This is a genomic window from Mycobacterium sp. FW102-FHT13B02 (genome assembly GCF_058790275.1).
On record NZ_JBYTCM010000001.1, the window covers coordinates 52,582 to 66,459 of the forward strand.

8 protein-coding genes, 1 tRNA gene and 1 pseudogene are annotated in these 13,878 nt (G+C 65.3%); 6 read left to right on the forward strand and 4 right to left on the reverse strand.

Annotated elements, in window-relative coordinates:
* The first annotated feature begins 62 nt into the window (after positions 1-62).
* Positions 63-3,152 (forward strand): MMPL/RND family transporter, encoded by a 3,090-nt coding sequence (locus tag AC3WTE_RS00275; protein ID WP_492434728.1) that lies wholly within the window; start codon positions 63-65, stop codon positions 3,150-3,152.
* A gap of 60 nt (positions 3,153-3,212) precedes the next feature.
* Here AC3WTE_RS00275 and AC3WTE_RS00280 read toward each other — a convergent pair.
* The 3 genes and pseudogenes from AC3WTE_RS00280 to AC3WTE_RS00290 form a co-directional block, all read right to left on the reverse strand.
* A pseudogene (locus AC3WTE_RS00280) lies at positions 3,213-4,453 on the reverse strand (IS256 family transposase).
* Between the two features lie 625 nt (positions 4,454-5,078).
* Positions 5,079-5,804 carry a creatininase family protein gene (locus tag AC3WTE_RS00285; RefSeq protein ID WP_406804665.1) on the reverse strand — a complete coding sequence of 242 codons (726 nt, stop codon included), beginning with the start codon at positions 5,802-5,804 and terminating at the stop codon, positions 5,079-5,081.
* Positions 5,801-7,003 (reverse strand): NsdA family TPR-like regulatory protein, encoded by a 1,203-nt coding sequence (locus tag AC3WTE_RS00290; protein WP_406804666.1) that lies wholly within the window; start codon positions 7,001-7,003, stop codon positions 5,801-5,803. Before AC3WTE_RS00290 ends, AC3WTE_RS00285 begins: the two co-directional genes overlap by 4 nt.
* Positions 7,004-7,169: 166 nt before the next feature.
* Here AC3WTE_RS00290 and AC3WTE_RS00295 point away from each other — a divergent pair, with 166 nt between their 5' ends.
* The 4 genes from AC3WTE_RS00295 to AC3WTE_RS00310 all read left to right on the forward strand — a co-directional run bounded on the left by AC3WTE_RS00295 (position 7,170) and on the right by AC3WTE_RS00310 (position 12,379).
* Positions 7,170-7,508: a hypothetical protein gene (locus AC3WTE_RS00295; protein ID WP_406804667.1), complete on the forward strand. Its 339-nt coding sequence runs from the start codon at positions 7,170-7,172 to the stop codon at positions 7,506-7,508.
* Between the two features lie 94 nt (positions 7,509-7,602).
* Positions 7,603-9,048, forward strand: coding sequence for an FtsK/SpoIIIE domain-containing protein (locus AC3WTE_RS00300; protein ID WP_406804668.1), 1,446 nt, complete (start codon positions 7,603-7,605; stop codon positions 9,046-9,048).
* Positions 9,041-10,546, forward strand: a complete 1,506-nt coding sequence (locus tag AC3WTE_RS00305; protein WP_406804669.1) for a replication initiator — start codon at positions 9,041-9,043, stop codon at positions 10,544-10,546. The genes AC3WTE_RS00300 and AC3WTE_RS00305 overlap by 8 nt, the downstream gene beginning before the upstream one ends.
* A 186-nt stretch (positions 10,547-10,732) precedes the next feature.
* Positions 10,733-12,379, forward strand: a complete 1,647-nt coding sequence (locus AC3WTE_RS00310; protein WP_406804670.1) for a recombinase family protein — start codon at positions 10,733-10,735, stop codon at positions 12,377-12,379.
* Here AC3WTE_RS00310 and AC3WTE_RS00315 read toward each other — a convergent pair.
* Positions 12,361-12,446 (reverse strand) — tRNA-Leu (locus AC3WTE_RS00315). The genes AC3WTE_RS00310 and AC3WTE_RS00315 overlap by 19 nt on opposite strands.
* Before the next feature lie 75 nt (positions 12,447-12,521).
* On the opposite strand from AC3WTE_RS00315, the gene AC3WTE_RS00320 reads away from it, so the two are divergent.
* On the forward strand, positions 12,522-13,853 hold the full coding sequence (locus AC3WTE_RS00320) for a M20/M25/M40 family metallo-hydrolase (protein WP_492434731.1): 1,332 nt from the start codon (positions 12,522-12,524) through the stop codon (positions 13,851-13,853).
* Positions 13,854-13,878: the final 25 nt, after the last annotated feature.

Here is a 13,878-nt window from a genome sequence, read left to right on the forward strand (position 1 = left end):
CCGGAAATGGAACAATTAGTATCGAAGCGATACTTTTTGTTCCGTTTGACGGCAGGGGCAGCATGAGTGATCGCACCGACGGGCCTGGCATCACGCGGCGGGGCCGGGTTACCGACCCGTCCGCGTCGTCGGAATACAGCGCCCGCCTCGGGCGCCTCGCTGCGTTCACGGTGCGCCACAAGGCTCTGGTGATCGGCGGGTGGATTGCCGCGGCAGTGCTGCTGGCCCTGCTGTTCCCGCAGCTGGAAACGGTGGTGCGCCGCCAGTCGGTGGACCTGATTCCGCGCGATGTGCCGTCGTTTCAGACCGTGGACCGGATGAGCACCGCGTTCGGCGAGCAGGGCTCCAAAACGATGCTGTTCGTGGCGATGGAGGACCCCGCTGGGCTGAGCGATCAGGCACGTCAGCGGTACGGGGTGTTGATCGAGCGGTTGCGCGCCGACCATGCCCACGTGCTGCTCGTGCAGGATCTGCTCGCCGATCCGGTCACCCGAACCCAGGCGGTCAGCCGGGACGGGAAAGCCTGGTACCTGCCGGTGGGCATTGCCGGCGCGCTCGGCGATCCCACTGCGGCCGAATCGGTGGGCGCGGTGCGCGACATCACGACAGCGGTGTTCACCGGATCGGGGGTCAGTGCCCATGTCACCGGCCCGGCCGCGACGTTCAGTGACCAGATCTCTTCTGCCGAACACGATTTGCTGTTCGTGTCGATCGCCACCGCTGGGCTGATCGCGCTGATCCTGCTCATGGTGTACCGATCACTGTTCACCGCGCTGCTGCCGCTGCTGGTCATCGCGCTGAGCCTGGCCGTGGGGCGGGGCGTGCTCTCGGGACTCGGGCAATCCGGGTTGCCGGTCTCGCAGTTCACCGTGGCGTTCATGACCGCGATCCTGCTCGGCGCCGGCACCGACTACACGGTGTTCCTGATCAGCCGCTACCACGAACAACGCCGCGCCGGAACGCCACCGGAGGCGGCGGTCATCACGGCCACCGCGAGCATCGGCCGCGTCATCCTGGCCTCGGCGGCCACCGTCGCGTTGGCGTTCCTGTCCATGGTGTTCGCCACGCTGAGCGTGTTCGCCGCCCTGGGTCCGGCCTGCGCGGTCGCCGTCGCCGTCGGATTTGTGGCTACGGTGACCTTGCTGCCCCCGGTGCTGGCCGTGGCGGCCCGCCGCGGCATCGGCGAACCCAAACCCGACCGCACCCGCCGCTACTGGAATGCCGTCGCCGTCGCGGTGGTGCGCCGCCCGGTACCGCTGCTGGTCGCCAGCCTGCTCATCCTGGGACTGCTGGCCGCCGCGGCCACCGCGATGACCATCAGCTACGACGACCGCGCCGGCCAACCCGCCAGCACCGCCAGCAACCAGGGCTACCAACTGCTCAACCGGCACTTCCGCAAAGACATGGTCCTGGCCGAATTCCTCGTGGTGCAGAACCCGACCGACATGCGCACCGCCAAAGGGCTGGCCGACCTCGACCAAATGGCCTCCCGCATCGCTCAAGTGCCCGGCGTCGTCTCGATCGCCGGTGTCACCCGACCCACGGGCGCCCGCTTGGAGCAAGCCCAACTGTCCTGGCAGAACCGGCAGATCGGCGACAAGATGGCCCAATCGGTCACCGACGCCAACGCCCACCGCGCCGACCTGAACACCCTGACCCACGGGGCCGACCAACTCGCCGACGGCCTCGCCCAACTCGACACCGCCGTGCGCACCGCCATGGGACCTCTGGGCGGTGTGCTCACTCAGGCCTCCACTGCCGGCGCCCGCATGCAGCGTTTCGGCCCACTGCTGCAACAACTCTCGGCCACCGCACCTGGTGTGGATCAGGCCATCCAAGCCGGCCCCGGCATCCGCCCCCTGGCCCAGCGCGCCGAGAACGCCATCGGTGTCCTGGACCCGCTGGCCGGTGCCCTCAACGCTGCCCCGTGGTGTGTGGCGACCCCCGAATGCGCCCAAATCCGGGACCAAGTCGCGGTCCTGGTCACCTTGCGCGACAACGGATTTTTCACCCAGATCGCCACACTAGGAGACCACTACAACCCGGCCACCGATGCCACCGTGACCGGCACCCTCACCGACATTCAACACACCGTCACCGCCATGAACACCGCGTTCAAAACCCTCGGTGACCCCGCCGATCTGGCCGCCAACATCCACCGGCTGCAGCAAGGCATCGGCCAACTGGCCGTCGGATCCCGCGCCCTGGCCACCGGCGTACACGCCCTGGCCGACAGCAACATCCAGATGCTCACCGGCATGAGCACGATCGCCACCGCACTACAGAACTCGGCACGCGCCACCGCCGGCTCGGACTCCGCTGCCGGTTTCTTCCTGCCCGCCACCACCTTCGATGACCGCGAGTTCGCCGACGTCGCCAAACACTTCGTCTCAGCCGACGGCAAAACCGCCCGCTTCGCCATCGACACCAACGCCGACCCCTACAGCATTCAAGCGATGCGGCTGGCCCAGCAGATCACCGACGTCGCCAACGCCGCCCGCCCCAACACCACCCTGACCGATGCCAGGGTGGCGGTCGCCGGGTTCCCGGCCGTCAACGCCGACATCCAGCGCCTGCTGTCCGCGGACTTCACCCAACTGGCTATCGCCACCCTGGTCATCGTCGGGCTGATCCTGGTAGCGCTGCTGCGTGCCATCATCGCCCCGCTGTATCTGCTGGGCACCGTGATCCTGAACTACCTGGCCTCCCTGGGCATCGGCGTCATCGTCTTCCAGTGGATTCTCGGCTACCAAATCGCCTGGCCCGTACCGCTATTGGCGTTCATCATCCTGGTCGCAGTCGGCGCCGACTACAACATGCTCCTGGTATCCCGGCTGCGCGAAGAATCCACGGCCAACCTGCGCGTCGGGGTCCTGCGCACCGTCGCCAACACCGGATCAGTCATCACCTCGGCCGGCCTGATCTTCGCTGCCAGCATGTTCGGCCTCATGATCGGGTCGGTGGCGATCATGTTCCAGGTCGGGCTGATCATCGGCTGCGGGCTGCTCCTGGACACCTTCCTGGTGCGCACCCTCACAGTCCCCGCCATCGCCACCCTGCTCGGTCAAGCCAGCTGGTGGCCTCAACGTCCATCCCGGCGCCGGGCACCCGCCACCGCGCCGGCACACCGAGAACCGGTCGGCACAACGTAAGTCATGGCCCGCCGCGCCCGGGACTGTCAGATAAACGGTGGATCTGATCCTGGCATTTGGTTAGTTGCCAGTCGGAGTGATCCGGCCGTTAAAGGTGATCGCGAACGCGTTCAGTGCGGGCTTCCACCTCATCGCCCATCGTGCCCTACCGCGGCCGGTGGGGTCCAGGGATCGGGTCACCAGGTAGAGGCACTTGAGCGCGGCCTGTTCGGTCGGGAAGGCCCGCGGGCCCGAATCGCCCGCCGGTAGAGGGCATTGAGCGATTCGACCGCATTTGTCGAGCAGATGACGCGACGAATCTCGACGTCGTAGTCCAGGAACGGCACAAACTCACTCCAGGCGTTCTCCCACAGCGCCGTGATCGCCGGATACTGCGCACCCCACTTGGCGGTGAACTCGACGAACCGCTCCTTGGCCGCAGCCTCGGTCGCCGCGGTGTAGACCGGCCGGATGTCCTTGGCGATCTGATCCCAATACTTACGCGACGCGTAACGAAAGGTGTTACGCAGCAGATGAATCACGCACGTCTGCACCACCGCGCGGGACCACACCGTGTTGATCGCCTCCGGCAGCCCTTTGAGGCCATCGCAGACCACCATGCACACATCGGCGGTGCCGCGGTTCTTGATCTCTGTGAGTACCGCCAACCAGAATTTTGCGCCCTCACCGCCATCGCCGGCCCACAGGCCCAGGATGTCGCGCTCACCGGTGCAGGTGACCCCGATCGCGACGTAGATGGGCCGGTTGGTGACCTGACCATCGCGAACCTTGACGAAGATCGCATCGATGAACACCACCGGATACACCGACTCCAGCGGCCGGTTGCACCACTCGGTCATCTCGCCGACCACCTTGTCGGTGATCCGCGAGATGGTGTCCTTGGATACCGTGGCTCCGTAGACGTCGCCGAAGTGGGCGGCAATCTCCCCAGTGGTCAATCCCTTTGCCGTCAGCGACAACACGATTTCATCGATCCCCGTCAGGCGCCGTTGACGTTTCTTCACGATCTGCGGGGTGAACGAGCTGTTGGTATCCCGCGGCACGTCGATCTCGACCGGCCCGATCTCGGTGAACACCGTTTTGGTCCGGGTGCCGTTGCGGGAATTACCGCTGCCGCGGCCAGCCGGGTCATGCTTGTCATAGCCCAGGTGCTCGGCCATCTCGGCATCCAGCGCCGTTTCCAGCACGTTCTTGGTCAACTGGTTCAGCAGCCCATTCGGGCCGACCAGCTCGACGCCTTGTTCCTTCGCCTGTGCGAGCAGCTGCTCCGCTAGCTGCCGTTGATCCAGGTCAATCGCCATAGATTCGAGTGTTTCTGACATCGTCAGTCCTCCCCGCCAAGCTCACGCTCGGCGTGTCAGACCAAGATCAGATCCACCGTTGTTCGGACAGTCCCCCGCGCCCCGCCCGCGGTGCAATTCGGTGGTCCGGGTATGGCGCAGCCGGTGGGTTTGGCTGAACCGCAATGGCCGCCCGGCGCTATCGGTGAGGCCGTGGATGTTATCGAAGCGGCCCAGCACGATGCTGTTGGAGTCGCAGCTGCGGGGCCGACGACCCTGGAACGGAAACCGCACTCCCAGAAACAGATACGTTGGCGTCAGCTCGGGGTAGGCGGCGGACCCAGGCTTGATCTCAGTAAAGAAAGTTCTCACGCCGCAGGTCAGAAGTACTAACGCCGACGTGGTGTCGGCCCGTCGAGGCTGGCACCATGCGCGGGGCGCGGGTTGTCGGCGACACTGACGGCTTCAGGCAACCGATTATCGGACAAGGATGCACCCACCGGTGCCAGCCTGCTGCAACGGCGGACAGGACGGAGGGCAGAACGCAGCGACCGGAGCGGACGGGAGCGCCAGCGGACGGGAGCAGAGGGAGCGTAGTGAAGCCCGCAGGTAGCCGCGGGAGGTTGTACACGGGGGGGAATATTCGTCAGTGGAGCGGCGGGGTCAGCAGTGTGATGAGGGTGTCGGCGTTGCGGCCGAGGTGGTTGAGCAGCGCGTGGCCTTTGGCTTCGGTGGCCCGTGACGGGTAGCCGATGACACCGGTAGGCGTATAGGCGTCGATACCTACGGTGGTGAGGTAGCGGCGGTCCGAGGCGCTGTGATCGGCGTTGTCCCACCCGGCGCGAAGGCAGTGCGGGTATGCGGCGAGCAGGATGGAAGTTTCCAGTTCGCCGGCGTGCATGTCGTCGTGATTGGTGCTGGTGACACCGGCGGCGGTGCGGGCTTCGGTCCAATCTTCGCGACTTGGATAGAGACCCACATTGATCGGCGCGGTGGGCTGGTTGGCCTGCTGCACGACATTAGTGAGTACAGCGTTGCCGCCGTGGGCGTTCACGACAATGAGCCCGCGCACTGCCTGCTGGATGAGCGACTGGGTGATATCGGCGATGACCGCCGCCAGTGCTGTGGCGCTGATACTGACCGTTCCGGGATACGCGGCGTGTTCATGAGAGCATCCGAACGTGATCGGTGGCAGTTGGAAAACGTTGTGATGCTGGCTGATTGCCGTCGCGATGGCGCAGGCGATGAGAGAGTCAGTGCCCAGCGGCAGGTGGGGGCCGTGCTGTTCGAAGGAACCAACCGGTAGCACTGCCACGGAATTGGTGGCGACGGGATCGGTGGTGGTGGTATCGGGGATGATGTGGCGGCTCACGTATGTGCTCCTTGGGTGGCTTTCTTGATGCGCGCGGCAAGTTCTTGCAGGACAGGGCTGGTGTCTCTTCGTCGACGGTCACGGACGAGTTTGCCCGCCTGAGCGAGGTGTCGGCGCGCTCGCTGCGATGGCGCTGACAGGTAGGCGGGGATGGCGGTGTCAGCTAGCGTAAGCGCGAGGCGATAGTCCCGGATCGCGATGTAGGCATGGAGTAGTCGCATGTCGGCGACGGCGCGGTCGCGGTGTTGTTGTGAAGTCCATTCGGTGTGGTGGCTGGTCAGCAGCTCCAGCGCTTTCTCAGCATGGCCGAGGCGTAAGTATCCGGATGCGATGTCACTGGCGACGTAAGCGGCGTGGGCGTAGGGTGCCCGGTCATCGGTGGCGGGCTCGATGTCGCCGAGTTCAAGGGCCTCGGCGACATGCCGGTGAAAGCCCCGCTCGTCGTCATTGTGCAGCGCGGCGAGGGCTTGCTGGCGGGCGATGCTGGCCGTCAGCCGCCCTGCGTCGCGGCCGTCGATGAACTCGGCGGCATCGGCTACGAGGTCGACGGCCAAGCTGGCGTCGCTGCGCGTGAGAATGTTCGATTGCCGCATCAGGATCATCGCACGTAGCTCGGGACTAGCAGCCCGCAGATGCAGGAACGCCTTATGCGTCAGCGTTTGGGCGGCGGCATGATCGCCTAGGTCTTGGGCGATCCAGCCAGCTACTTCGGCGATGGTCCCGGCTGCCTCTGCCATGGCACGTTTGAGTCGGCGGGGTGCGGTTTTGATCAGCGCTTCGACGGTGTCGAGATCGCGCTCGACCAACGGCCGCGCGTGTTGAGCGCCGAAGGCGTGCTCTGCCTCGATGTGCGCAGCCCGCTGCGCGGTGATTACCGACAACACATCCTCGTCGACCGGCAACTCCAGCAGCAACGGGTGCGGCAGCGGTGATTGGACCGGCACGCTGAATATCTCGTCGGGGTCGCGGCCGAAGACTGCGGCAAGGTCTGCCCGCCACATTTCGCCGAATGGGCCGCCGCGTTCGATGCTGATGATCATCTGACGCAAGGATTCGCGCGGCGGAATATCGCGGTCACTGCGCATCCCGCGCACGTTTTCGACCTCGGCTGCCAGTTCTTGGAGACTGAATCCGTATTCCAGGCGGGCACGTCGGAGCCGCTGCGCGTTGAGCGCACGGTGTGGATCGACTGCCGTCATCTTCCGATCATGCCTCACACATCAGCGCAGGTCAGGCAATCGTGCGCGTGCCGGGGTGTTACTGGCTCTTACTGGTGGTGACTTCCGGCGATTGCCGTCCACACGCTGTTCTTGGATTCGCGGACACCGACGACCGCATGCGAAACCAAGGAGGGACAGCACAGCAATGCGATTGAGACTTGACACATCAGGCACCCGGTTCATTGTGACGCGGGCGGCAGAACCTCGGCTGAATTTCGAGACAGGTAGCCCCAAGGTGGACACCAGCACCGGGTTGCCACTGTTTGCGATACAACTCCTCGCCCTGGATGACACCGGCGGCGAAGTACTCAATGTCACCGTCGCCGGTGACCCGAAACTCACTGTCACACAGTCGGTGTCGGTGTCGGGCTTGGTGGCGATCCCGTGGGCACAGGGCGATCGCAGCGGTGTGGCCTTCCGCGCCGAAGCGATCACCGCGATCTCGGCTGGGTCGGGTGACCAGGTGGCGCGCGCACCGAAATGAGCGCCTGGGCTGGGGTGTGGCACTGGCACAGTCTCACGCCCCAGCCCGGGCCGCACATCCGCACATCACGCCGAGCTCACGGAAGGCAGCCATCATGGCGTCAAACAACAAGAGCACCAACAACACCCAGTCGAACAATGACGACTGGATTGAAGACCTCATCGTGTCACTGTTCAAAGCGGTGGGATATCTGCTGTGGTGGGCGATCTTGTTTCCCGCCATCAGCATCCCGATCGTCGCCTGCATCGCGGTGGCGATCACCCATGGGGTGCGTCCGGGACTGATCACTGCCGTCGTGGTCAGTTTCGGGTACATGGCGTGGGCATGGCTGGACCGCCGATCCTTTCACGCCTGGGTGACCGAGCCGGTGCGGCGGCGCTGGCTGACGTGGTGGCGCTACACCCGCAACTGGGGCTCTGTGTGCGTCCTGCATGGATTGACCGCCAAGCTAGGCGAGCGCATTCTCACGCCGACACTGCAGTCAGTGCAGATCGGCACGCATACCGATGTACTCCGGCTGCGCGTCGTGACCGGCCAATCGGTGCCGGACTGGCACAGACAAGCCGAGGCGCTGGCTGCCACGTGGCGCGCGGAGCGCATCACCATCACCGCTACCGCACCAGGAGAACTACGGATCACCCTGATGCGTGGCGACGTACTCGCCGAACCGATCGCACTTCCGATGCCCACGCCGGCCACCATCGTCGACCTCACGGCTGTGTGCGTCGGGATGACCGAAAGCCACGGGTGGTGGCGGTTGCCGCTACTGGGGCATCACATCCTGGTCGCCGGGGCGACCGGCGCCGGCAAAGGCTCGGTGTTGTGGTCATTGGTCACGGGCATCGCTCCCTCGGTGAAGACCGGGCACGTACGACTCTGTGTCATCGACCCCAAAGGCGGCATGGAACTGGGCGCCGGAGCCCCGATGTTCACGGTGTTTAGCCACGACGCTACCGACACCACTCTGCATCTGCTGCGGCAACTGGTGGAGGTGATGCACGCCCGCGCCAACCGGTTGCGCGGCAAGACGCGCCTGCACACCCCCACCTCATCCGAACCGCTCTTTGTCGTGGTGATTGATGAGATCGCGGCCTTGACCGCCTATGTCACTGATCGCAAGCTGCGCAGCGAAATCGAACAACTGCTGGGCTTGCTGCTCTCCCAGGGCCGCGCCGTCGGCATTTCGGTGGTGGCCGCGGTCCAAGACCCGGCCAAGGACACGCTCCCCGTCCGGCAGCTGTTCACCGTGCGGATCGGGCTGCGGCTGACCGAGACTACTCAAACCGCTATGGTGCTGGGCCAAGGCGCGCGTGATGCCGGTGCGGAATGCGATCGGATCTCCGATGCAACACCGGGTGTGGGCTACATGCTCGTCGACGGCACCGCCCAACCTCAGCGAGTGCGGGCTTTCCACGTCACCGACCAGGACATCGCCACCCTCGCCGCTCGATTCCGCCGCCCTACCGGCCGGCCGGGCAGCAAGAGGCAGCCGAGAAGCCATGGCGGCGGCCAGACATCGGGCGAGGGCAGCAATGAATAGCTCCAAGGAAGCGGCACAGCTCGGCCTTCCCGGTGTTCCTGAGATCATCGACACCGCCAAGGTGGTTGAGCAGATGGTACGCCGCGCGGCCTCTATGGGGTTCGAATCGTGGTGGCGGCGTGCCGAATCGGTCGGGTTCTGCGCTCACCCCATCCAACTGGTCGGCACCGATGAATATGGTCGGGATCGGGTGGTGTGGACACGGTGCAACAACCGCCGGGCCCAGATCTGCCCGTCGTGTTCAGACCTATACGCCCGCGACACCTGGCAACTCGTGCACGCCGGCACCGTTGGCGGCCATCACGCTATCCCCGCAGCAGTGGCCGATCGTCCGCAGGTGTTCCTCACCCTTACGGCCCCCAGCTATGGACCTGTTCACACCACCGAACGTGCGGGCGACAAGCGGCACCGGGTGTGCCGCGATCATCACCGCACCGGCGGCGCCAACCGCTGCCAACACGGAAAACCCCTCTGGTGCAGTGCAACCCACAGCGACGGTGATATCCATGTGGGACAGCCGATCTGCGCAGACTGCTACGACTACGCCGGGCACGTCCTTTTCACCTGGCACCTGCCTGAACTGTGGCGACGTTTCACCATCACTCTGCGACGCACACTGCGCCGAAAGCTACGCGCCTCGGGGGCCGACCCGGATTCGGTGCGGGTCAGCTTCATCAAAGTCGTTGAGCTGCAAGCCCGACTTGTCCCGCATATTCATGCCTTGATCCGCCTCGACCCGCCCGCCGGCGACAACTGTGGCGGTCGGGACTGGCAGGCGCCTCTCGCGGCAACCGAACTGGCCACCATCATCCAACAGGCCGCTCGAACCGTGGCCGTGACGGTCACCGACTCATCCTCAGACACCGCGACACGGGTAATCAGGTTCGGCACACAAGTCGACACCCAACCCATCGACAACCGGCACGCTGACGCGGAAAGAATTGCTGTGCAGGAGGATTCACCACGCGACCGGATACTGCCAGGCCAGCGCGTAGCTCGCTACCTCGCGAAATACGTCACCAAGTCCTTGGCTGACGTGGGGATTAGTGCACGGCGAATCTCCGCTGAGGCCGTCGCTGACCTCGACGTCACTGAGCACGTTCGCGCGATCCTGACCACCATCAGCCAACTCGCCGATAGGGGATTGGCTGGTATCGGCCGCTGGCTGCACACTCTGGGCTACCGAGGCCACATCACCTCCAAGTCCCGCCGCTATTCCACCACCATGACCGCGTTGCGCGAACGCCGCGCCACCTGGACACGTGAACAGCGATTGATAAGCACTGCACATCAGCATGATCTGGATTTGGAGTCCGCCGATGGCGATGATCTGGTGGCGTGGGAGTTTGACCGTGCCGGCCCCGCCAGCCTCGGCGACCGCACCCTCATCTATTCCGCCGCCCTGCAACGCATCCACGCCCGCCGCATCGGACGGGTGGAAGCCCGTCGCCAAGCTTGCAACCAACAGGGAGATCCCCCCAGGGGTGGCGATGGCTGACAGTTCCCGAGCAGCAGATGCTCGCACCGAGTGCGACGGTCGAATCGATGCGCCGACCTTGTCGGAGGGAGGTGTTGAAATGGTGGTACCCGAGAGCTATCGATTTCCGGCTAAGGCCAACCGTGCGCTGGTGCAGGTCATACTGGCTGTACGAGACCGCATGCTTGCATCAGGGAGGGGAGTGGCGTGAGTCTGAGGTTCGCCTTCTACGGCCGAGTGAGCACGGAGGACGCTCAAGACCCAGAGGCGAGTCGCAGTTGGCAGAAACGGCGGGCCATCGACCTGATCGCTCCGCATGGCGGAGTCGTCGTCAGTGATTACTTCGATGTGGGACAAAGCCGTTCGCTGCCGTGGAAGCGCAGGCCCGAGGCGTCGCGTCTCCTAGCCGATGTCACCGCCAGGGACCGTAGCTTTGATGCCATAGTGATCGGGGAACCCGCCCGTGCGTTCTACGGGCCGCAGTTCGCGCTCACCTTTCCTGTCCTCACGCACTACGGCGTCGGCCTGTGGGTACCCGAGGTCGGCGGAGCAGTCGATCCCGGCTCCGAGGCACACGACCTGGTGATGACTCTGTTCGGCGGCATGAGCAAGGGAGAGCGTGCGCGAATCCAGATGCGAGTCCGTACGGCGATGTCAGCACTTGCGCAAGACACGTCCAGATACCTTGGTGGGCGACCACCGTATGGTTACCAACTCGTCGACGCCGGCCCGCACCCCAACCCTGCCAAAGCAGGTCTTGGGCAGCGGCTCCATCGCCTCGAACCCGACCCCGCGACATGTTCGGTCGTCGAGCGGATCTACCGCATGTACGCCGACGGCGCCGGCTTGCGCTACATCGCCCAACAGCTCACCGACGAGGGTGTGCCGTCACCGAGCCAATACGACCCGGCCCGGAATCGTCACCGTGACCCGCGCGGATGGTCCCATTCGGCGATCCGCGCGATCCTCGACAACCCGGCGTACCGCGGTATCCGTGTGTGGGCCAAGCAAGAGAAATACGAAGTCCTGGTCAATCCCGAGGATGTCGCTGCTGGGTATGAGACTCGTATGCGGTGGCGTGATGAGGCCGACTGGATCGCGCCGGACCGCCGCACGCATGAAGCGCTGATCCCTGACGAGTTGGCGCAGGCTGTTCGTCTTCGGACACAGGCGCGGCGCGGTCCTGGTCTTGTGTGCAGCAGAGAATCGACGGTTCCGTACACGCTGCGCGGCCTGTTGTTCTGTGCCGCATGTGGACGCCGCATGCAGGGCGCTGCCCGACCAGGGAAGCAAACGACGCGAATCCTCTACCGATGCGAGCTGGGCAAGTCGCGTTCCGTACCTGTGGACCTGAGTGATCACCCGCGCACCGTCTATCTCCGTGAGGACGAGGTGACCGCACGTCTGGATAATTGGATCGCCACCCTCGCCGATCCAGAAGACCTCGCACGCGGGCAGGACACGGACCAGGTGGCTGGAGCTGGCTACGCCGCTGCGCAGCGTGAGCTCAGCGAGGTCAACAGCAAGATTGCTGCCTTGGTCGCTGCGGTCGAGTCGGGTGTGGCTGTTGAGGACTTGACTGCTGCATTGCGTCGCCGCACGGCCGAGCGTGACGAGCTGAGGGCTCGTCTTGAGCGAACGGAGCAACCCCACGCCATGTCTGCCGTCCAGATCAGCGAATTGGTCCAGGAGCTGGGCGGACTGTCGGTGATCCTCGGCAAGGCGACCGGGGTGGAACGCGCCCAGGTGTACGCGAGCCTGGGTTTGCGTCTTGATTATGACCCGCACCTACGGCGAGTCACGGCGACGGCCGACCTAAGTCGTGTCGCCGGACGTGTCCGAGGGGGGACTTGAACCCCCACGCCCGTTAATAGGGCACTAGCACCTCAAGCTAGCGCGTCTGCCATTCCGCCACTCGGACCTGCCCTGCCGTCTGGCCGGGCAGCTTAGGCTAACGGATCGAGGTGCTCAGTCCCAAACCGAGGGTGGTACGAATGTGACTGTGACAGCGCCCGAAGACGAAGTGGTCGATCTCGTCAGCTCGCTCATCCGCTTCGACACGTCGAATACCGGGGAGCCGGAAACCACCAAAGGCGAGGAAGATTGCGCCCGCTGGGTGGCCGAGAAGCTGCGCGAGGTGGGTTACACCACCGAGTACGTCGAAGCGGGCGCGCCCGGCCGCGGAAACGTGTTCTGCCGGCTCAAAGGTGCCGACCCGAACCGGGGCGCCCTGTTGATCCACGGCCACCTCGACGTCGTCCCCGCCGAGCCCGCCGACTGGAGCGTGCACCCGTTCTCCGGCGCGGTGAAGGACGGCTACGTGTGGGGCCGCGGCGCGGTCGACATGAAGGACATGTGCGGCATGATGATCGCCGTCGCGCGGCATCTGAAACGCAACAACATCGTCCCGCCCCGCGACCTCGTCTTCGCGTTCGTCTCCGACGAGGAGCACGGCGGCACCTACGGCTGCCAGTGGCTCGTCGACAACCAGCCTGAGCTGTTCGACGGCATCACCGAGGCCATCGGTGAGGTCGGTGGCTTCTCGCTGACAGTCCCGACGAAGGCCGGCGGCGAACGCCGCCTGTACCTCATCGAGACGGCCGAGAAGGGCCTGTCCTGGATGCGGCTGACGGCCCGCGGCCGGGCCGGGCACGGCTCGATGGTGCACGACGACAACGCCGTCACCGAGATCGCCGAAGCCGTCGCGAAGCTGGGCCGGCACCAGTTCCCGCTGGTGCTCAGCGAGTCGGTCGAGCAGTTCCTGACCGCGGTCTCGGAAGAGACCGGTTATGACCTCGACCCGGCCTCGCCGGATCTGGAGGGCAGCATCGCGAAGTTGGGCGGCATCGCGCGCATCGTCGGCGCCACCCTGCGCGACACGGCGAACCCCACCATGCTCAAGGCCGGCTACAAGGCCAACGTCATCCCGGCCACGGCCGAGGCCATGGTCGACTGCCGCGTTCTGCCGGGCCGCAAGGAGGCCTTCGAACGTGAACTCGACGCGCTGCTCGGTCCCAACATCACGCGCACCTGGGAGCGTGACCTGCCCAGCGTGGAAACCACCTTCGACGGTGACCTGGTCGATGCGATGAACGCCGCCATCCTGGCCGTCGATCCCGACGCCCGCACCGTGCCCTACATGATGTCGGGCGGCACCGACGCGAAAGCCTTTGTCCGCCTGGGCATCCGGTGTTTCGGGTTCGCGCCGCTGCGGCTGCCGCCCGAGCTGGACTTCGCCGCACTGTTCCACGGGGTCGACGAGCGGGTACCCGTGGACGCACTACAGTTCGGCGCCAAGGTCCTCGAACACTTCCTGACGCACTGCTGACCGCTCTGCCCGCTACCGTAAGGAC

Bases quoted from the DNA above. Each gene is read 5' to 3' on its own strand.
- AC3WTE_RS00300 (WP_406804668.1), top strand. From the start codon at position 7,603: ATGGCGTCAAACAACAAGAGCACCAACAACACCCAGTCGAACAATGAC.
- AC3WTE_RS00295 (WP_406804667.1), top strand. From the start codon at position 7,170: ATGCGATTGAGACTTGACACATCAGGCACCCGGTTCATTGTGACGCGG.
- AC3WTE_RS00290 (WP_406804666.1), bottom strand. From the start codon at position 7,003: ATGACGGCAGTCGATCCACACCGTGCGCTCAACGCGCAGCGGCTCCGA.
- AC3WTE_RS00305 (WP_406804669.1), top strand. From the start codon at position 9,041: ATGAATAGCTCCAAGGAAGCGGCACAGCTCGGCCTTCCCGGTGTTCCT.
- AC3WTE_RS00275 (WP_492434728.1), top strand. From the start codon at position 63: ATGAGTGATCGCACCGACGGGCCTGGCATCACGCGGCGGGGCCGGGTT.